This is a genomic window from Rahnella sp. BCC 1045, assembly GCF_019049615.1.
Lineage (GTDB): Bacteria > Pseudomonadota > Gammaproteobacteria > Enterobacterales > Enterobacteriaceae > Rahnella > Rahnella contaminans.
The window spans coordinates 1-16938 of record NZ_JAFMOZ010000074.1 but is presented as its reverse complement, the minus strand read 5'-3'; the positions used below and the strand labels follow the sequence as shown (position 1 = coordinate 16938).

Annotated in this window: 27 protein-coding genes; 4 read left to right on the top strand and 23 right to left on the bottom strand. The window is 49.8% G+C overall.

The features are described from left to right. Nucleotides 1-184: 184 nt before the first annotated feature. From J1782_RS01275 to J1782_RS01225, 12 genes are all read right to left on the bottom strand, one after another. Nucleotides 185-412, bottom strand: coding sequence for a hypothetical protein (locus tag J1782_RS01275; RefSeq protein ID WP_217152205.1), 228 nt, complete (start codon nucleotides 410-412; stop codon nucleotides 185-187). Nucleotides 413-522: 110 nt separating this feature from the next. Beyond that, nucleotides 523-972: a phage virion morphogenesis protein gene (locus tag J1782_RS01270; protein ID WP_217152204.1), complete on the bottom strand. Its 450-nt coding sequence runs from the start codon at nucleotides 970-972 to the stop codon at nucleotides 523-525. Further along, nucleotides 965-1432, bottom strand: coding sequence for a phage tail protein (locus tag J1782_RS01265; RefSeq protein ID WP_217152203.1), 468 nt, complete (start codon nucleotides 1430-1432; stop codon nucleotides 965-967). The genes J1782_RS01270 and J1782_RS01265 overlap by 8 nt, the downstream gene beginning before the upstream one ends. Continuing rightward, a complete protein-coding gene (lysC, locus tag J1782_RS01260) occupies nucleotides 1395-1640 on the bottom strand; it encodes an Rz1-like lysis system protein LysC (RefSeq protein WP_254302883.1) in 246 nt (81 codons plus the stop codon). Before lysC ends, J1782_RS01265 begins: the two co-directional genes overlap by 38 nt. Then, nucleotides 1528-1953 carry an Rz-like lysis system protein LysB gene (gene lysB, locus J1782_RS26290; RefSeq protein WP_254302882.1) on the bottom strand — a complete coding sequence of 142 codons (426 nt, stop codon included), beginning with the start codon at nucleotides 1951-1953 and terminating at the stop codon, nucleotides 1528-1530. The genes lysC and lysB overlap by 113 nt, the downstream gene beginning before the upstream one ends. Then, a complete protein-coding gene (locus tag J1782_RS01255; protein WP_217152201.1) occupies nucleotides 1953-2462 on the bottom strand; it encodes a lysozyme in 510 nt (169 codons plus the stop codon). The genes lysB and J1782_RS01255 overlap by 1 nt, the downstream gene beginning before the upstream one ends. Next, nucleotides 2443-2652 (bottom strand): phage holin, encoded by a 210-nt coding sequence (locus J1782_RS01250; protein WP_217152200.1) that lies wholly within the window; start codon nucleotides 2650-2652, stop codon nucleotides 2443-2445. The genes J1782_RS01255 and J1782_RS01250 overlap by 20 nt, the downstream gene beginning before the upstream one ends. Before the next feature lie 5 nt (nucleotides 2653-2657). Further along, nucleotides 2658-2861: a tail protein X gene (locus tag J1782_RS01245; RefSeq protein ID WP_112286873.1), complete on the bottom strand. Its 204-nt coding sequence runs from the start codon at nucleotides 2859-2861 to the stop codon at nucleotides 2658-2660. Next, nucleotides 2861-3331, bottom strand: coding sequence for a head completion/stabilization protein (locus J1782_RS01240; RefSeq protein ID WP_217152199.1), 471 nt, complete (start codon nucleotides 3329-3331; stop codon nucleotides 2861-2863). The genes J1782_RS01245 and J1782_RS01240 overlap by 1 nt, the downstream gene beginning before the upstream one ends. A 95-nt stretch (nucleotides 3332-3426) precedes the next feature. Beyond that, nucleotides 3427-4083: a phage terminase small subunit gene (gpM, locus tag J1782_RS01235; protein WP_217152198.1), complete on the bottom strand. Its 657-nt coding sequence runs from the start codon at nucleotides 4081-4083 to the stop codon at nucleotides 3427-3429. Nucleotides 4084-4086: 3 nt separating this feature from the next. Then, entirely contained in the window at nucleotides 4087-5226 is a 1140-nt protein-coding gene (locus tag J1782_RS01230; RefSeq protein ID WP_217152197.1) for a phage major capsid protein, P2 family, read from the bottom strand. Nucleotides 5227-5261: 35 nt separating this feature from the next. Continuing rightward, complete coding sequence (locus J1782_RS01225) at nucleotides 5262-6110, bottom strand: GPO family capsid scaffolding protein (RefSeq protein ID WP_217152196.1); 849 nt, start codon at nucleotides 6108-6110, stop codon at nucleotides 5262-5264. A gap of 20 nt (nucleotides 6111-6130) precedes the next feature. Here J1782_RS01225 and J1782_RS26455 point away from each other — a divergent pair, with 20 nt between their 5' ends. The 3 genes from J1782_RS26455 to J1782_RS01215 are packed head-to-tail and all read left to right on the top strand — an operon-like array spanning nucleotide 6131 to nucleotide 9033. Continuing rightward, nucleotides 6131-6256 (top strand): hypothetical protein, encoded by a 126-nt coding sequence (locus J1782_RS26455; RefSeq protein ID WP_256443853.1) that lies wholly within the window; start codon nucleotides 6131-6133, stop codon nucleotides 6254-6256. After that, entirely contained in the window at nucleotides 6253-8016 is a 1764-nt protein-coding gene (locus J1782_RS01220) for a terminase ATPase subunit family protein (RefSeq protein ID WP_217152195.1), read from the top strand. Before J1782_RS26455 ends, J1782_RS01220 begins: the two co-directional genes overlap by 4 nt. Continuing rightward, nucleotides 8017-9033, top strand: coding sequence for a phage portal protein (locus J1782_RS01215; protein ID WP_217152194.1), 1017 nt, complete (start codon nucleotides 8017-8019; stop codon nucleotides 9031-9033). Here J1782_RS01215 and J1782_RS01210 read toward each other — a convergent pair. The 11 genes from J1782_RS01210 to J1782_RS01160 all read right to left on the bottom strand — a co-directional run bounded on the left by J1782_RS01210 (nucleotide 9030) and on the right by J1782_RS01160 (nucleotide 15766). After that, the gene (locus J1782_RS01210; RefSeq protein ID WP_217152193.1) at nucleotides 9030-9482 is read right to left on the bottom strand and encodes a hypothetical protein; all 453 of its coding nucleotides are present in this window, start codon (nucleotides 9480-9482) and stop codon (nucleotides 9030-9032) included. The genes J1782_RS01215 and J1782_RS01210 overlap by 4 nt on opposite strands. 2 nt (nucleotides 9483-9484) lie before the next feature. Next, nucleotides 9485-10009 (bottom strand): hypothetical protein, encoded by a 525-nt coding sequence (locus J1782_RS01205; protein ID WP_217152192.1) that lies wholly within the window; start codon nucleotides 10007-10009, stop codon nucleotides 9485-9487. Beyond that, the gene (locus tag J1782_RS01200) at nucleotides 10002-10748 is read right to left on the bottom strand and encodes a TIGR04255 family protein (RefSeq protein ID WP_217152191.1); all 747 of its coding nucleotides are present in this window, start codon (nucleotides 10746-10748) and stop codon (nucleotides 10002-10004) included. Before J1782_RS01200 ends, J1782_RS01205 begins: the two co-directional genes overlap by 8 nt. A 371-nt stretch (nucleotides 10749-11119) precedes the next feature. Then, nucleotides 11120-11287, bottom strand: coding sequence for a hypothetical protein (locus J1782_RS01195; protein WP_217152190.1), 168 nt, complete (start codon nucleotides 11285-11287; stop codon nucleotides 11120-11122). Between the two features lie 162 nt (nucleotides 11288-11449). Beyond that, entirely contained in the window at nucleotides 11450-13678 is a 2229-nt protein-coding gene (locus J1782_RS01190) for a replication endonuclease (RefSeq protein WP_217152189.1), read from the bottom strand. Nucleotides 13679-13757: 79 nt separating this feature from the next. After that, the gene (locus tag J1782_RS01185) at nucleotides 13758-13982 is read right to left on the bottom strand and encodes a TraR/DksA C4-type zinc finger protein (protein ID WP_217152188.1); all 225 of its coding nucleotides are present in this window, start codon (nucleotides 13980-13982) and stop codon (nucleotides 13758-13760) included. Nucleotides 13983-13984: 2 nt separating this feature from the next. Continuing rightward, on the bottom strand, nucleotides 13985-14263 hold the full coding sequence (locus J1782_RS26285; protein WP_254302881.1) for a DUF2732 family protein: 279 nt from the start codon (nucleotides 14261-14263) through the stop codon (nucleotides 13985-13987). A 65-nt stretch (nucleotides 14264-14328) separates the two neighbouring features. After that, nucleotides 14329-14631, bottom strand: a complete 303-nt coding sequence (locus J1782_RS01175; protein WP_217152187.1) for a hypothetical protein — start codon at nucleotides 14629-14631, stop codon at nucleotides 14329-14331. 7 nt (nucleotides 14632-14638) lie between these two features. Beyond that, entirely contained in the window at nucleotides 14639-14809 is a 171-nt protein-coding gene (locus J1782_RS01170) for a phage filamentation protein Fil family protein (protein WP_217152186.1), read from the bottom strand. 2 nt (nucleotides 14810-14811) lie between these two features. Continuing rightward, nucleotides 14812-15318, bottom strand: a complete 507-nt coding sequence (locus J1782_RS01165; RefSeq protein WP_133822586.1) for a phage regulatory CII family protein — start codon at nucleotides 15316-15318, stop codon at nucleotides 14812-14814. A 31-nt stretch (nucleotides 15319-15349) separates the two neighbouring features. Beyond that, the gene (locus J1782_RS01160) at nucleotides 15350-15766 is read right to left on the bottom strand and encodes a hypothetical protein (protein ID WP_217152185.1); all 417 of its coding nucleotides are present in this window, start codon (nucleotides 15764-15766) and stop codon (nucleotides 15350-15352) included. Nucleotides 15767-15880: 114 nt separating this feature from the next. On the opposite strand from J1782_RS01160, the gene J1782_RS01155 reads away from it, so the two are divergent. Next, the gene (locus J1782_RS01155; RefSeq protein WP_254302880.1) at nucleotides 15881-16750 is read left to right on the top strand and encodes a helix-turn-helix domain-containing protein; all 870 of its coding nucleotides are present in this window, start codon (nucleotides 15881-15883) and stop codon (nucleotides 16748-16750) included. Nucleotides 16751-16938 lie beyond the last annotated feature (188 nt).

Below are 16938 nucleotides of genomic sequence, written 5' to 3'. Positions count from 1 at the left end.
TTTTTACACCATTTCCTATTTCATTACAAATGATTATTTATAAATAATTGACATTCATTGTTAACTATTTAAATTGAAATAGTTAACAATGTTTGGGATGTATTCATGCATAAATTAATGCTGCCCTGTCAGGCGGCATTAATTTGATGCAGGTTGATGGCGGGTGGCACAACTTGGGCATCTATTAGTCTCCCCCCTCTTTTGACAACCATTCGAGAGCTTTTTGCATCTCTAAGGCAGCCATCTTTTTTGTTTCACGCTTTATGTCGGCAAGAGTTGCTTCTGGTGTTACAGACAAACGCAGATAAAAGCTAATGTTTTCAACATTCATATCATTTGTAAAAATCGTTACTTCTACGCAGACTTCTGTATCGCTATTAACAGGGGTTATTGCCCCAAATTCGATATCCATTGCTTACCTCTGAGCTAATAATTATCAGTTTCTTATACTGATAATCTTTCAGTGATAAGTAAAACCATTACCCACAAATTGCTGCTCAGATGACTAGAAGCGCTGGTGGTTTACTGACTCAGCAGGTTAATCAACTCTTCTTCCACAATTTTCATATCCTCCGTGTCCATTCCTAACAGCGGGCGCGCCGGATACTGCATTTCCTTTGCACGGACAGACGGGCGATCCCGCAGCCCGTATTGATGCACCTTCGCCATGCGCTGAACCTGGCCGGTAAATTCCACCACGGCATCGTCAGCGGTGCCTTTGGCCTTCATGTATTTTGCCGTGCGCAGTTTGGCGAACATCTCCCGCTTAATGCGGCCTTTCTTTGCACGCAACGGCTGTGGGCGACGGGGCGTGAAGGGCTGCCCCTCCGGCGTGACCTGCTGCTTAATGCGCTGCTGCTGATGTTTGCGCAGCCGCTTCGCAATGGTCGCCGCTAGGGCTTTCCGGCTTTGCGGTGACAGCGCCGCAATCAATCCCGCCAGGCGGGTATCAAACGCAGACAGTTCACTCATGCCAATGACTCACTAACTCGCCGTGCAGGTAGAGTTCACGCGGCCTTTCCACCGGCTCCGGCAGTGGCGGTTCCGGAAAATGCTCCACGTACAGACCGGCTTCAATCTGTTTCACAATCACGCGCTCGGTGAGTTGTACGTCAATCGCGATATCGTAGGAGCCATCATCGAGCATATCGGCCTTAAATTTAAAGCCAGTCTGCTGCTTTTCCGGTGTCGCCATAATGTCCGGCTGGTTCTCACGCAGCCACGCCAGGATCGGGACAATAATCAGATCGCAGTCCTGGGCAAAGTTGGTGATCAGCAGCTCCGTCTGGTACTGATACTCAAACGACAGCGAGCTGGCTAACGTGGAAACGATACGCCCGTTATCCACAAACATCCGCAATGTGTCGGGGCTGGTTTGCAGCACGGGCACCGCATCAGTTAACGCTTTTCTCAGTTGGGCGGGTTTTAACACGGTGTTCCTCCTGGCATTGTTTGACCGCTTCCACCTGGAGGCCGCAGGCAACCAGCTCGGCCTCCAGGTTTCTGACATCACTGCTTAAATCGCCGTTAGTGACCGGTGAGCTTGCCGGTATCGGGCAACTGGTTACCGCCGGACAGCCAACGTAAATAATCTGCGGCGCTGGCAAAGGCGGGGCGTTGGTGCAACCGGCTAATGCCATCAGGCAGACGAGCGCTATACCAGTCCCGCATTTCCTGATTTTCATTGAGTAACCTTTGAAGGTGAATTTCACGATCCCGTGCTAACTGCCCCGCTTGTGAGAGCTGTGCGCGCAGGGTTTGTTCCTGGCGTTCGCGTCTCAGTGCATCATCGCTCAGGCGATTAATGGCAGCATCACGGCTCTCAATACCGGCGGACAGCGTGCCGATAATGCGCTGCGCCTGGTCGGCTTTTTCATTCAGGCCACCGATACGCCAGGTTTGCAGCCCCGCCAGCGCACAGACTGCCAGCAGTAACAAAATTAAAATGCGCATCAGACTCCCCGCAGGCAGTAGGCCAGCTCATTCGCACGGCGGCGTTCCAGGCCGGTGACGCGCTCGCCCTTCACAAACACCCAGCGCGGCAGCTGTTCGCAGGCGTCACGCCATCGGCCTTTGTTGATGAAAAACCCTAACGTTGATTTGCAGGCCGCCGTCACGCCGACGTTAAACGCAAAGGACACCACGGCGTCATACACCGGTTGTGGCATGGTGATCGCCATACATCGGGCAATGCCTTTCTCCACCCGCATCACGTCGTCCACCAGATTCACGGCGGCCTGACGCTCGCTGATTTGCGTTTGCGGCTTCACGCCTGCGGTATGCCCGATGCCGTTTGTCCAGACGCCCGCGCTGCACTGATAGGCGGACAGGCGGCAGCCTTCAAAATCGGCAATCAGTGCCAGACCGGCGGCGGAGGTTTGCAACGTCGGCGTTTGCGGCAGCAGCGCGGCAATCGCAAGTACTGCGGCGACGGCGCAGCGTCTAACGATTGATGGCTGCATTAATGTCCCCTCTGATGCCCATTTCTTTCAGCAGGCGGTAGGTTTTGCGACGGTAATACCAGTTCACCAGGAAGGTCGCGACGCCGACGCCTGCGCCCACCAGAAAGGCGATATCCTGATAAGACATTCCCCCCAACCAGGCCAGAAACACGGCAATGCAATAACAGATAAACGAGGTGATGCGCTCCATGGTCATCAGTCCCAAAGTGAGACGGTTTCACTGACTGCGGCCTGGGTAATATCCGGCAGCTCCACCGCGTAGCCATGGGGCAGAATTGCCCCCTGTGCGGCTAAGCCAACGTTAGCCGCGTAAACGTGTTCAACCACCGATTCCGTGCGCCCGTAGTACCGCCAGCAGAGCGAATCTACGGTGTCACCTTGTTCGGCATAGACTTTCATCAGAGCAGACCGATTACACAGTGCGACACGCCAGCGACATCGCTGATCGCATTGCGACCATCACGCCACAGTTCATCAACCGTGCTTTCGACAATCTCTGCCTTTTTACTGCCGGCATCGGTGGTATCACTGTTCGGATATCGTTCCGCCAGAATGGCAGCTGTGATGGATGAAACCGCCCGCAGGTAGGCGCAGACTTTGATACTTTCGTCATCAATCTGATCAGCCGGGACATCAGCGAGAGTTTTGTATCCCTGAGCCAGTTGTGCGACGCGGTAGCTGTAAAGCTCGGCATTCACTTCGGTCAGAGCGTACTTAATGACGGCGCGCAGACGTTTGGTGGTCACCGTTCCTTCCAGGCGCAGCGTGTCGCGTAACTCCACCGGACTGATATCCGGCCAGAAGTGCGTGTTTTTGATCGCGGGTTCCGTCGCGGCGTCCGGCTTTGGTGCAGGTACAACAAGAGACATAGTGACCTCTGAATAGGGGACGGTGGACGCCAGCGTTGAACGAGGTCACAGACCTGTCGCGGCTGGCGTGCCGTCCGGCGCGGGGCGCGTTCTGTTTAGCTGCTGGCAGCCTTTTTGATGGCTGATTCCAACCGCTCAATATCCTTTTTAACGCCGCAGTTGCTGTTCAGCTGGAAGGCGCGTTTCAGGTGTTGCAGGGCAAGCGGCAGTTTCTCCACGTCGCGATACAGGTAACCGGTAATTTTGTGCAGCTTGGCGCGTACCTGATCCGGCATGTCCTGGCTTTCCGTCAGTTCCATCGTGGTCATGAGTACATCGAGACTGACCTGCTCACCGGCAGCATGAGCGCGGGTGCTCATGTCGGCGATTTCCTCCGCCAGCGCATAACCGGCGGGGCGTTTGCCGAACGGCATCGCCAGCTTGTAATGCAGCGCATAGCGGGCGATTTCCAACGCACCGGCATAATCACCGGCATCAATACGCCAGATCATGATGGTCATCAGGATGGCGTCCTGCGCACCTTTCCCCTCGGCAAGAACGCCCGCCACCCACGGCGCATATTCGGGCAGCATCTTGCGTTTGAGTTCAGCCTTTTTCTCTGCGGAATAAGCTTTCTTCAAGGCTTTCTGGTCAGCATTGAGCTTTTGCAGCAGCAGTTCATAGCCGGTGGCATGACGCAGCAGGCTGGTATCCTGCTGCGCGGCTTCGATGGCTGACTGCCGCAACAAGTGGCGTCGGGCAGGGCTGGCCATGGCTTACTCCTGAGCTGCCGGTGCAGTGGTACCGGATGCAGTTTTGATGGCATCAACAATCGCCGAGGTGAATTTACTGAGTTCGGTCTTTTCAGCGGCGTCGTCTTCTCCGGCGGCTACTTCGATGTTCTCGATCAGACAGCCGCAGCCGTAATCTTCCACTACGTAATCCTCGTTAATGGATTCGTAGTTTTCGATGCGGTCACGCTTTGGTACTTCCTCAACGTGACGACGGTGCGTGCCGTCCTGCCAGTAAATAGACAGGTTATCCAGACGGGTGATCAGCATGGCGTTAGCAGGGAAGCCGGGCACACGAACGGCAGGTAGATTGCCGATGCGTTTCTGGCTGATGATTAAATCGGCAGCCATTGCCTCTGTGTTTGGCTGCTGTTTGTTGATCAGCGGGAAATACTTATCCGCGAGCAGCTTGCGGCCGCAGATAACTACCAGTTCGGTGTCGTCCTGATAGATGGGGTCGATCAGTTCATTCACCGCATCAAAGACCAGCGCGTCGAGATTTTTGTATTCACCTTTACCACCGACTTTTACCGCCTCATTAGTCACGGTGCCATCTTCGGCGACAATCATCCCCATCACTTTGGACGGGGCATTCAGCCGGTATTTTTGCAGCCAGCCCACGCCGACATCCTGCAACAGCGGATTCTGAACGCGGTTAGACGTCGGTGCGCGGGAAACACCGTTAAAGCCGACCAGGATGCGATCCAACGCCTGACGCTTGATAATGGCGTCACGCAGGCGGGTCTGAAAATCGTTATATCGCGCCCATAAGTCCAGCTTGCTGTACATCCAGTGGAAGTCGTAGTTGGTTTTGGTGCAGTGATAGCCTTCCTGATCGAGCTTGGTGAAATCAGCGGTTTCACGCTCGTCACCCGCATCAGTGTTGGTTGTACTGGCAATCGTACCGGTCACGCCGACGCCAACTTTCGTGCCCATCATTTCGTCCACCGGAATGATGTTGATCCGGGTCAGGAACTCTGAAGATTCCTGCAGGCGAGTCATCAGCGTCTGCGTGACGGACGGCTCAACGTTAAATTTCTTGTCCAGCGTGCCGACGTCAACTTTGTTGAGTTTGGCGAGCTGAGACAGGAACGCATTAAATTTAAAGCGCGTTTCTTTTTTCATGAGATGTTTCCTGAGAATGAGTTAAAGGTGTCGGATCAGCAGTCGGTGACCGTCTCGTCTACGCCTGCGCCGCCTGTAGCTTGCGGACGCTGGCCGAACTTCTGCGCCGGTGTCTGCGTTAGCGTGTTCTTCAGTGCGGCAAATGCCTCATGATCCGCAGCGGTGGTTTTCTCCAGCGTATCGACGCGGCTCAGCAGGTCGGTCAGGCTGGTTTCATGTTTATCCAGTCCGGTCTGAGCGTATTGAGCGACTTCGCTGACGGCTTCGTGAACATCGGCCAGCCGGGCATCGTCTGACGCCTGTTTACGTGAAAGCTTTTGTTTCACCAGGGCGAAAAGAGAAGGGGCAGTTTCCGGCGCATCTTCAAACTCAATCAGTGCTTCGGTGGCGACGGTGAAGAGGCTGTCCGGATCGGATTTACGACCGGCGAGCGGGTTCTGTTTAGCTGTTCGGCTGAACTCCAGCATTTCAGTGCCGAGGCTGGCAGGGTCGTCGGTGACGGCAAGACCGACCAGGTAGGATTTATTGGAGTTGGCGAAGTTACGTTTGATCTCCATCGAGGTGTAAACCTTCTGCCCGTCGCCGACCATCTGCGTTAAATCCGCAGTCGGGCTGATCATTGCGTACAGCGCCCATTTGTCATGCAGCAGCGGTTCAGCCGCGTCATCAATTTGGTCGGCTTTAAGCTGGATCACGTCGCCATAGCGGCGGAAATCACTGGTCGGTAAAACGCCTTTGATGTGCTCCAGATTGACGCGGGCACCGTAGGCTTTCGCGCTGTACGTCTCCGCCATTTGCTTGATGTCGTTAGCATCAATTTCTCGGCCGTCGCAGGTGTCGCCTTCGACCCCGATGCGGAACCATTTCGATACTTTCTTTGCCATGTAACTGACTCCGGTGATGAGTGTTGAGAACAGGAGTTAGTTTCCAGACAGTCACCGCAGGCCGCCAGCCGATGCGGGTTGTTGCCCGATGGCACAACGTGGGCAGCGCGAAAAACCGCTGTCTGGCCGGTAACGTGGCAGCATGAATATTTCAAACTCCACCATCATCAGCGACCCGCGCCGACAGGCGGCACTGCTTTACTGGCAGGGTTTTTCCGTGCGGCAAATCGGGGAAATGCTGAGCCAAAAAACGCCGACCGTGCAGAGCTGGAAAACTCGCGATCAGTGGGAGGCCATTGCGCCCATTTCTCGCGTGGAAACCAGCATGGAAGCGCGGCTTATCCAGCTCGTTATGAAAGATGTGAAGGAGGGGAAGGACTACAAAGAGATCGACCTGTTAGGCCGACAGATTGAACGCCTGGCACGGGTAAACCGCTACAACCATACCGGCAGCGAGGCTGATTTAAATCCGAACGTTGTCAACCGTAATAAGGGCGAACGCAAAGCGCCGGAAAAGAATGTTTTTAGCGATGAAGCCATCGAAAAGCTGGGCGATATCTTTGTTGATACATCGTTTGAGTATCAGCGCGGCTGGCATCAGGCCGGATTACAGCACCGTATTCGCAACATCCTCAAGTCCCGTCAGATTGGCGCAACCTTCTACTTTGCTAGGGAAGCGCTGATTGATGCACTGACCACCGGCCGTAATCAGATTTTCCTGTCGGCCAGTAAGGCGCAGGCGCACGTCTTTAAGAACTACATCATCGACTTTGCGAGACAGGTGGACGTCGATTTGAAAGGCGACCCAATAGTACTGCCTAACGGCGCACGGCTGATTTTCCTCGGCACCAACGTCCGCACCGCGCAAAGCTATACCGGCAATCTCTATCTGGACGAATACTTCTGGATCCCTAAATTTCAGGAGCTGCGCAAGGTCGCCTCCGGCATGTCACTGCATAAGAAATGGCGAAGCACCTACTTCTCCACGCCGTCCAGCCTGGCACACAGTGCCTATCCGTTCTGGTCTGGTGAACTGTTCAACAAAGGCCGTAGCAATAAAGCCGACAGAATTGACCTGGATCTGACGCATGCGCACTTGTCAAAAGGCGTGCTATGCGATGACGGTCAGTGGCGGCAGATTGTGACGGTGGAAGACGCACTGTCAGGCGGCTGCAATCTGTTCGATCTGGAACAACTGCAACTGGAATACAGCCCCGCTGAATATGAAAACCTGCTGATGTGTGAGTTCGTTGACGATCAGGCATCTGTGTTCCCGTTCGCCGAGTTGCAGGGATGCATGGTGGACAGCCTGGACGAGTGGGAAGACTTCGACCCGTACCTCAAACGGCCATTTGCCTATCGTCCCGTGTGGATCGGTTATGACCCGTCGCATACCGGCGACAGCGCAGGCTGTGCGGTGATCGCTCCGCCGGTGGTGTCTGGCGGCAAGTTCCGCGTGCTCGAGCGTCACCAGTGGAAGGGCATGGACTTTGCAGCGCAGGCCAAAAGCATCGAGGAACTCACCAATCGTTATGCCGTGGAATACATTGGCATCGATGCCACCGGCATCGGGCAGGGGGTATTTCAGCTTGTTCAGCAGTTCTTTCCTGCGGCGCGCGAGATCCGTTACAGCCCCGAGGTGAAAACCGCACTGGTACTCAAAGCAAAGGACACCATCAGCTCCGGCCGCCTGGAATACGACACCGGACACACAGACATCACTGCTTCGTTTATGGCGATCCGCAAAACCATGACCGCCAGCGGCAACCGTTCAACCTACGAAGCCAGCCGCAGTGAAGAGGCCAGCCACGCCGACGTCGCTTGGGCAATCATGCACGCCCTGTTAAATGAACCGCTTACCGCCGCCAATGGCGGACAAAGCCCGAACATTCTGGAGTTTTATTAAATGAGCAAGCGTAAATACCGTAAAGCCACGCAGACCAACACCACCGAAAACCAGCAGGGTGCAGAGATGTTCAGCTTTGGTGACCCTACGCCGGTGTTAGACCGCCGTGAGATTCTGGATTACATCGAATGCACGGGTAATGGCCGCTGGTATGAGCCACCGGTCAGTTTCGACGGTCTTGCCCGCAGCCTTCGCGCCGCCGTTCATCACAGCTCTCCGATTTACGTGAAGCGTAATATCCTCGCCTCGACATTTATCCCGCATCCGCTGCTGAGCCAGCAGGAGTTCAGCAAATTTGCGCTAGATTATCTGGTGTTCGGGAATGCGTATCTGGAACTGATCCGCAACCAGCTCGGCGAACCGTTACGCTTTGAGGCTGTGCCGGCTAAATATGTACGACGAGGAGTGGAGGAGGGGACTTACTGGTTTGTACAGGGATGGAAAGAGCCGCATCAGTTCGCAGCAGGCAGCATCTTCCATCTTATCGAACCGGACATTAATCAGGAGATTTACGGTTTGCCGGAATACCTGAGCGCGCTGAACTCTGCTTGGTTAAACGAGGCCGCGACGCTGTTCCGCCGTAAGTATTACCAGAACGGCGCGCATGCAGGCTACATCTTGTATATGACCGATGCCGCGCAGAGCAGCAGTGATATTGACTCCATGCGTAAGGCGATGCGAGATACTAAAGGCCTGGGCAACTTCCGCAACCTGTTCATGTACGCGCCGAACGGCAAGAAAGACGGCATCCAGATTCTGCCGCTGAGTGAAGTCGCCACTAAGGATGATTTCTTCAATATCAAGAAATCCAGCCGTGACGATCTGCTGAGCGCGCACCGTGTGCCACCGCAGATGATGGGGATTATCCCTGATAATGCGGGTGGGTTTGGGGATGTGGAGAAGGCGGCGCAGGTGTTCGTAAGGAATGAACTGACGCCGCTGCAGGAGAGGATGAAGGAGGTGAATACTTGGACATCAGTTTATATTGTGGAGTTTTTAGCTTATGCCCTAGCTTAAGAAAGGAAATCTTTAATGCTAATGATTTTTCTTAATAATAAAGGCCTTAATTTATTTCTTGCCATTACATAATAAGATTTTGTCTGTTCGCTTTCTATGCAAAGCAACGAAGTGTGTGCTGGGTTATCATCAATAGGTGAGTGCATCACTTTGAATAATGATGTGCCATCAGGATCAGTAGCTTGTATTGCATCACCTTTTAATAGATAAGATATATATGCATCTTTTCTATCTTCTGGGCTTTTAGCCTTTGAAGACTGAGTGGAAGCCCTTTGTTCCAGTACTGCTTTTGAGGCTATTTTTTTTAAATCTAAACTGTAGCCTCTTTTTTGTAGATCTTGTGTTGGTATTCCTTGATCCTTAATTATTCCGTTGTCAAAGTGCTCCGACGAAAAAAGTAATCGAAGCAATTCATCATTATCGTCAATGACAATTTTTTCTTCATCCATACCTATTTCACTTTTAACATTTCAATATACTCATACGGGAGAGATTCATTTATAGGTAAGTCGTCGTAATTCTCCTCATTTAATTTTTTTAAATTAGAGTAGTATGAGAAGTTCCCGTCTCCAAATATTGCAACATCTAAAATTATGTCTCTTAAATCCCAGAATAAATTAATTTCACCATCCGTAATAGCTCGGATTATGGGCATAACCAAACCTAACTTTCTAATATTATTATCTATAAAAAACTTAGCATCGTAAATTGCTTGAAGAGTTGGTGGGTTAGCATCAAAACCATCCCATCCTACTGATAAATCAGTAAATCCATCAACTTTTGACAAAGCAAAGTTATAATGTACGGTTGCAGCATATGATTGAGATGCGGAGGCCATATTATTTTTCTTTAAAGAGTAAGAAGGTAAGCTTCCTAAATTTTTTGTAATTAGCTTGGCATCCTCATTTTTTTGAGTAGCAGCGGAAATTCTCATAGATGAAACTGTGTTGTTACTGATAATTACCATATCACTCATAAGACGGCTCCAAATACTCAGTGCCTTGCAATGTTAAGAGGCTAAAAAAAGCCTTTTTATTGACCGTATGAAGTTTATCAATTGATGCTGAAAAACTTGGCATTATTGTAGGTAATTTGGGGTTGTTCAAATTATTAATACAATCAATATCGATCAGGAGACCTGACCTCTCACTATTGTCAGATAAGTATGCAGTGGCTTGTCCTAATAATTGCATAATAATTATGGTATCACCTTCATTCCTCTCAGCCCTAAGCTGAAGTGAAGAAAGGTTGAAATCATTGCCACCCATCTCTACGTTTATGTTTAAGAGTGATGATATATTCACATCATCATTAGGCTTAATTAGATCAACGTACTTTAGTGAATATCGCTCAACACCTTGGGCTACACTAGCTTCATTTATTTTCTCAAGGAGTTCAAGTATTCTCCCTTTGAATTGAGTCCAACCTTTATATGGAAGCTTACAAGCGAGCAGAACAGAACGGTCGCTAATATGAATCTCATAGTTATCCCATATTAAATATAATAAAGGTGCATATGCTAAATTAGGATCGCTATTTCTTACAAACTCTGGCAGTTCTGCATGAGGAGTTTTTACAATATCTGAGCATCTTAATGTAATGTATAGAATGCCAGGTAGTATATTTGACAAGGGCAAGCCTGCCTCAAAACGCATTTCAAATAAAACGTTTATAAGAGGCTCTTTATGAAGCCTTGAAGGCAAAGCTTGACTCATGAATAATCCCTTAATTGAACTGTTAATTTAGAGTTAGATTAGCAAAAAAGACTTGCTTTGCAAGAGCCTTTAATGCCAATTCGCATGATTTAGTGAGAATTTGTTCAATAGGCAAAGGCACAATTTTCGAGATATGAAAAAATGCATTTCATTCACTTTTACTCCTGCCTCAATGATCAATTGTTACTGCGCGCAATGCTATCCCCGCCACGCCTGCCCGCTTTATAGGTCGCTTTTGATGCACTTGCGTGATCCACTGTGATCCACGCCAGCACTGGTGTCGCGGGGAGAAAAGAGCAGGGCGATCACAATGCAAAATCATGCACTCACTGCATGCAGAGCTTACAAAGAGAGATCACCCGCAATCCTGGCTATTCTTCATCGTCGTAAACAGAGAATGGCGCTGACGGCGTGTCTGCTTCATCCAGAACGCGATCGGCCATGTCAGAGATCATTTCCATCACCAGTGCGTAGTCGTCATTTCTGCACTGGCCTGACTGTGCGATGTCAGCCATAAGCCGGATTTTTATCAAAGCCATCTTTAGCTCATGAGAGGATTCCATTACTCACTCCAATGCACTGTTTATTTATACAGTATAATATTACCATTCCTTAACAAATTCCAATAAAAACTGAATGTTACTTTTTAACCAATAGCTTAGATGAATGTTTAAACAGTCCTAGTCGTCATAAAATTCCTGCTAGTCCATAAGAGGGGGATGATGGGTCACAACATCACCAAAACTGATTTTGGCTCCCCGGGTTAATGCTTCCAGCTCCCATCTTTGAGCTTTGATATCGTTTTTAAGCAATTCCTGTTCAATCTGAGGCAGTCGCGCCCGTTCTTCAGGCGTCAATCTTGCTGATGGGGCAATATCGCGCCCCTTTGTTGGGTCAAAACTTCGCTGCGCCTTGCTGACTCTTGGTGTTTCCTCCCTTATACGCGCCACAATCGCCCTCACGGCGGCAGTGTCTGTCCAGTCAATAACTCGCAGGCTGTCAGAATTAGACGCTGTAGGCGCGTTCCCAGCCTGGCTATCACGCCAATTTGTAGCCTGTTTCTTTCCACCTAACCCACAGTTATTGACAGGACTCCGAGGCGCGCCGTGGGCGCTTTTTGAAGTCAAAACCTCAACGTCAACGGCGGAAGAAACGATGCGCCATTGAGTTGTACGGGTTTCATAAACACGGGCGTCGCCGAGGTGAGGGGCAAAAATGCCAACAACCTTTTTCACTTCTTCGTCGTAGGCGTTCAGTTCAGCAGCAACGCGGCGGGCTACACGTACAGTCTGATCGTCTCGTGGGACATTTGCGCCGCCCTGGGCTGACATGTACGCCATAAAGTCACCGGCATCAGCTGCAGTGCGGACGGCTTCCACTTCTTCGTCAAAGGTTTCAGTCAGACTGATGGAACGGATACGGCGGCACTCACGGTATGAGCCCATAGTAGGCAGGCCGATAGGATGAAATTGCGGAATACGCCAGGTAGCAGCCCAGGCAGTAACGGCGGCAGCAGAGTCTGTCAGCAACTCGCCGGTTTCGTGGTCTCGCTCGCCTTCCAGGGCGTAACCGTCGATGTTCTTTGCAATGTATTTGGCGATATAGCCAGCCGCGCCGCCACGGTTCAGGTGCTTACAGTCAAAGCGGTTTTTAGCTGCACCGCGTTCTTCACCGTCTTCTTTCATGGCGTATTTGCGCATGATGTTGATCACCCGCTGACGCATGGCTGGCTTTGTGAATAACATCATGTGCCAGTGCGGCGTCGCGTCGTGGTGAGGTTCGACAACCCGCATCCCGTAAACGGACAGGCCGCTATCTTTGAACGCGGTGCGCATTTTGCTCCAGATCCCGCACAGATAACGCTGTGCATCTTTTGGGGTATATGCTTCTTTGTCCCAGGCGTGATTTCGCTGAACTCGCTTTTTATCGCCCTTACCGACCATGCGAGTCGGGTGATATTTGGACGGGGTGGTAATGGTCAGGAACATCCCGACGTCGCCATTTGCAGCGGCATATTTTTCGGTGCCGGCAATAGTGCTCATTAACTCCATACGGCGGATTTCAGGGTTTGAAATACTCGCCATCACTTTATCGATCCGACTGAAACGCTCGCCGGTTTCGATGTTTTCCAGGTCGCAACTTTTCAGGTAGTCGAGATTCGACAGACGGCGGGCGCGGACCTCACGTATAGCCTGCTTACTGGCATACGGGGACGCGTCACGGTTTACTTTGCCAATGGCGATCAACAAGGATTCACGCCAGCGGGTGCGCTGGCCTTTCAACTGGCGTAACCACCAATCCGGATTAACCAGGCGCGACATGGAGGCGATAGCGGAAACGGCATCCAGCCTGCCTTTGCAATACCTTGTCCAGTACATCGGCGTGACATTGAAAGCCTGTGCCATACCTGCGATTTCGCTGTACAGGTCGCACTGTGTATCACCCTCAAAAAGAATCGAATTATCCCCGTTGTATCGAGCAAGCAGCTGATCACAATGGTCTTCATAGATTTCTTTGAGTTGTCCGGCAATGCCCTGCGCGAATCGGCGCAGCGGTTTATCGCTCATGCTCGGCAGGCTGTGATAAGTGTCTGCCTCAGACATGAATTTCATGGAAGCATTAACATTCATCGCATGAGCGGCATTGACCGCTTCGACGCGGGGAAGGATGCTGCGACCCAGGGTATAAACCAGATATTTATTTGCGGCGTGAATGCCCTGTGTTTTCAGCAGATACGCATGGCGGCCTGTAAAAATTTCCCGCAGATCGGTAGAGAGGTTTTTTACTCTGATTAAAACAGCTTGCCCCTGATCGTATTCATCACGGGTAAGCGGTCTTTCGAGGCCAGAAACGGCCTGGCGTGGTTTATTCCAGGGAAACGCCCAGACTTCGGGCGTTTTAATCTGAGGGGTAAAACGGCTGGTCTGCATTACATACCGTCTTTGATATCAATGACCAGATAGCCAGCGTTAATACCGGCCAGGATGAGTAATGCCACTGAGAAAACGATCACTTGTTTCCTCTGTAATGTCTGGCGTTCAACTCGGCGAGTTCTTTGCAGTAGACACAAAGCTCAACACCTGGAAGAGCTGCACGGCGTTCCTCTGGTATCGGACGATTACACTCGATGCAGAACATTGCGGAAACGCCTGCAACAGTTGCGCGGGCGGCTTGGATTTGGGCGGAAAGGACGAGATCAGCGCGTTCCTGGGCGGTGTCAATTGCATCAGCCATTGTTACGCCTCCGCTTCACTTTGGATTCGGTTAGCTTCAATGCGGAGTGCTTCAGCAGCTTCAATTCCTGTCATTTCACGTTTGAGAATGAAACTGGCAATCGCTTCAAGGCGACCGGCAAACACCACCGCTCTATTAGCGCGTTCTTCATTACGAGCAGTGTCGAGCATCAACGACAAATCAAGAACTGATGTGTAATCGCGTTCTGGTGAAGCTAAATCAATGGTCATAACTGGCAAACCAACAATATTCTGACGGGTGTTATCAACCATATTTTTCATGCAGAGCTCCTGTTTTTGGGCAAACGAATGCCCGGCGAGTTGACGCCAATTAGTTTGAATACGGGTTAGTGTTTAATATTTATCTTGCAATCATCATCACTGATAAATTTCGGCAGTGATTCAGTTAAACCAAGCAAAGAATTTAGCGCCACAACTACTTGATGCCTTTCCGTCGGCGTTAATTCAGCAAACTTCATCTCAAGATGGCGACGAGATAAGCCAGCATGAAAACAGATTGTTCTACGCATATGCAGCGGCTGAGTATCAAATGTTTCCTGCGCTACATTCTTTCTGAAATCAAACATCTCTTTAATTCGGGAAATATGTTTTTTACCTATTTGAATATGTTCTTCATTCACTAAAGACATAATCACCTCAACTAAACAGACGCTTTATAAGCGGTTTTGAATTTCTCACGGCCTGCGGGGCAGTGGGTTGTGACATTGAAGGGTTCCAACGCTTTCCACCTGGCAACTCAATACAGCCATTGCCGAAGTGGCGAGATGGGCTTTGCTGTTTTAAAAATGGAGCAATAGAAACAGCCATCGTTACATCAGCCCATTTGTCGTGACGCTTGCAATGGCACCAACTGCAGAAGCCAGAGCTGGAGATGCCTGAACTCGGCCTTGAACAACTAAGCCGATCAGTGACAGATGACGAATACCGGCATTAACACCTTCAAGTAAGGACATTCGACGCTGTGAACTGACCGCACCACCTTTCACTGCATCAGCTGCAATAGAACCTACAGCGGCAGTTGCCTGAAGTGCGTAGGTTGAAAGATTAGAAGTAGCAATTTCATTGACCGGTACTGACGGCAGGCAGTTTATCTGTGCCAGCATGCCATCGAGAAGGCTAGCGTCCTCAGTCAGATCAGTGATTAAAAGAACTTCCTCACAGGTAAGCTTATGAGGTTGCTCAGGGTTGAACTTATTGCGCAGGATTTGGGGCTTAGTGCCCATCAGTGCTGCAAGTTCGGTAAGGTTATGACGATTCACAAATGCCTTACATGCATCGTCAAAGTGAGCGTGTTTGGAAACGCGATAATCAAACATTGTTAGTCCCTGCTAGTTTGAATAATCTGACTCAACGATTTATGTAGCGGCACTTTATGGCTTGCTGACGATTTTTCTCACGCCAGGCCTCAAGATTGATCAGGGCATTGCCATGACGTTCCATAACAACAGTTTGCATTTGACCTGTTTTTCGGTTTTTGCGTTGCTGAGTGATTGTGGTTGAAGGCGTTGGTGCAAGCAGGACTACGCCATTCGCGATCCACTTTTCGAGGACTGCGGAGCTGATGCCGTTGATTGCAGCAAAATCCTTTTTAGAGATTGTCGGGGAGTTAGCGAGTGTGGTCAGTTGCAAACTTATTGAGTTCACAATAGTCGCGGACAGGGCTGACTCCAAGACCGGTAGCAACTGGGATACTACAGAGTTTAACAGTTCCTTAGAAACGGTCGTCTTATCTGAGGGTACTTGAATTGCATTCTGAGGTGACATAACGCAAAATCTCCTTTCTGTCGTTTGAGTTCTACTGTGTAACATGTGGTGTGTTGTCACTTTAGATCGCAAAAACGATTTGGTAAATGTTTTTTTATCACTTCGGTGTTTTTTATGATTGGCGAAAAAATGGATAGTCAGGAAATCCTGAACAGATTGATGTTGGCGTATGGAGTTAGTTCTCAAAAAAGTTTAGCTGAGGCACTTGCCATACCTGCTAACAACATAAGTGGCTGGCTTCAGCGTGGCAGTGTTCCAGGTAACCCAATCATTAAATGTGCTTTAGATACTGGTTCAGACCTTCGCTGGTTAGTTACCGGGGAATTTGCAAATGCAAATATTGAACGTATGGCCTTTAAAAGTGTTCCCTCACGATCTGAGCAAGGTAAAGCCCTCATTGAAAAGATGCTTTCAACCGGCGGGAAAGCAGTCCTTAAGAGAGTCATGAACGCTTACGGCTTTGCTACTCAAAAGGAATTAAGTGAATATCTCGGTATATCAACGGGAACTATAAGCACATGGGTTCGTCGAGAATATTTCCCTGGTGATGTAGTGATTGCCTGCGCATTAGACACGGGTGTTTCACTTGGATGGTTAGCTACAGGTGAGATGAATACTAAATCGCAGGAAGAACATGTAACCTCAGAAATACCAACGATCTGTAAAAAAATACTTCTGGCAGGCAAACTTGATGATGATGGTTTTTGCTACATTGATAACTGCTTTGTCCCTGAAGGTGTTAATTTAGAAAGGCTGAACTATGTCCGTAGTGGAAAATCAGCGTGGCTGATTGAAATGGATGTTAGCTATTTATCAAATGGATTATGGCTGCTAGATATTGATGGCACCCTAGATGTTTATTCAGTGTCTAAACGACCTGGGAATAAATTACGAATTACTGGGCATGATGGTGAGTTTGAGTGTTTAGTAGATGAAGTTACAGCGAAGGGACTGGTAGTTCTAATTTTCAAAACCACTTTTTAAAGGTAACCTAATGTATTCACTAGATTTATGCACTATAATCCTAGCGCGATTGAAAGTGGGGGGTAAATTATTAACTAAACAGTTTAGTATGAGAATAGTGAGGCAAGTAAGTAATGGTTGAGACTGGCTATTTATTTTTATATTTAATTCAAATGAGCTTAATAGACTAAATTTGTGGATTATAATCG

Excerpts from the sequence above, each read along its gene's own strand:
- J1782_RS01275 (WP_217152205.1), bottom strand. The coding sequence starts at position 412 with ATGGATATCGAATTTGGGGCAATAACCCCTGTTAATAGCGATACAGAA.
- J1782_RS01270 (WP_217152204.1), bottom strand. The coding sequence starts at position 972 with ATGAGTGAACTGTCTGCGTTTGATACCCGCCTGGCGGGATTGATTGCG.
- lysC (WP_254302883.1), bottom strand. The coding sequence starts at position 1,640 with ATGGCATTAGCCGGTTGCACCAACGCCCCGCCTTTGCCAGCGCCGCAG.
- lysB (WP_254302882.1), bottom strand. The coding sequence starts at position 1,953 with ATGCGCATTTTAATTTTGTTACTGCTGGCAGTCTGTGCGCTGGCGGGG.
- J1782_RS01255 (WP_217152201.1), bottom strand. The coding sequence starts at position 2,462 with ATGCAGCCATCAATCGTTAGACGCTGCGCCGTCGCCGCAGTACTTGCG.
- J1782_RS01250 (WP_217152200.1), bottom strand. The coding sequence starts at position 2,652 with ATGGAGCGCATCACCTCGTTTATCTGTTATTGCATTGCCGTGTTTCTG.
- J1782_RS01245 (WP_112286873.1), bottom strand. The coding sequence starts at position 2,861 with ATGAAAGTCTATGCCGAACAAGGTGACACCGTAGATTCGCTCTGCTGG.
- J1782_RS01240 (WP_217152199.1), bottom strand. The coding sequence starts at position 3,331 with ATGTCTCTTGTTGTACCTGCACCAAAGCCGGACGCCGCGACGGAACCC.
- gpM (WP_217152198.1), bottom strand. The coding sequence starts at position 4,083 with ATGGCCAGCCCTGCCCGACGCCACTTGTTGCGGCAGTCAGCCATCGAA.
- J1782_RS01230 (WP_217152197.1), bottom strand. The coding sequence starts at position 5,226 with ATGAAAAAAGAAACGCGCTTTAAATTTAATGCGTTCCTGTCTCAGCTC.
- J1782_RS01225 (WP_217152196.1), bottom strand. The coding sequence starts at position 6,110 with ATGGCAAAGAAAGTATCGAAATGGTTCCGCATCGGGGTCGAAGGCGAC.
- J1782_RS01220 (WP_217152195.1), top strand. The coding sequence starts at position 6,253 with ATGAATATTTCAAACTCCACCATCATCAGCGACCCGCGCCGACAGGCG.
- J1782_RS01215 (WP_217152194.1), top strand. The coding sequence starts at position 8,017 with ATGAGCAAGCGTAAATACCGTAAAGCCACGCAGACCAACACCACCGAA.
- J1782_RS01210 (WP_217152193.1), bottom strand. The coding sequence starts at position 9,482 with ATGGATGAAGAAAAAATTGTCATTGACGATAATGATGAATTGCTTCGA.
- J1782_RS01205 (WP_217152192.1), bottom strand. The coding sequence starts at position 10,009 with ATGAGTGATATGGTAATTATCAGTAACAACACAGTTTCATCTATGAGA.
- J1782_RS01200 (WP_217152191.1), bottom strand. The coding sequence starts at position 10,748 with ATGAGTCAAGCTTTGCCTTCAAGGCTTCATAAAGAGCCTCTTATAAAC.
- J1782_RS01195 (WP_217152190.1), bottom strand. The coding sequence starts at position 11,287 with ATGGCTTTGATAAAAATCCGGCTTATGGCTGACATCGCACAGTCAGGC.
- J1782_RS01190 (WP_217152189.1), bottom strand. The coding sequence starts at position 13,678 with ATGCAGACCAGCCGTTTTACCCCTCAGATTAAAACGCCCGAAGTCTGG.
- J1782_RS01185 (WP_217152188.1), bottom strand. The coding sequence starts at position 13,982 with ATGGCTGATGCAATTGACACCGCCCAGGAACGCGCTGATCTCGTCCTT.
- J1782_RS26285 (WP_254302881.1), bottom strand. The coding sequence starts at position 14,263 with ATGAAAAATATGGTTGATAACACCCGTCAGAATATTGTTGGTTTGCCA.
- J1782_RS01175 (WP_217152187.1), bottom strand. The coding sequence starts at position 14,631 with ATGTCTTTAGTGAATGAAGAACATATTCAAATAGGTAAAAAACATATT.
- J1782_RS01170 (WP_217152186.1), bottom strand. The coding sequence starts at position 14,809 with ATGGCTGTTTCTATTGCTCCATTTTTAAAACAGCAAAGCCCATCTCGC.
- J1782_RS01165 (WP_133822586.1), bottom strand. The coding sequence starts at position 15,318 with ATGTTTGATTATCGCGTTTCCAAACACGCTCACTTTGACGATGCATGT.
- J1782_RS01160 (WP_217152185.1), bottom strand. The coding sequence starts at position 15,766 with ATGTCACCTCAGAATGCAATTCAAGTACCCTCAGATAAGACGACCGTT.
- J1782_RS01155 (WP_254302880.1), top strand. The coding sequence starts at position 15,881 with ATGATTGGCGAAAAAATGGATAGTCAGGAAATCCTGAACAGATTGATG.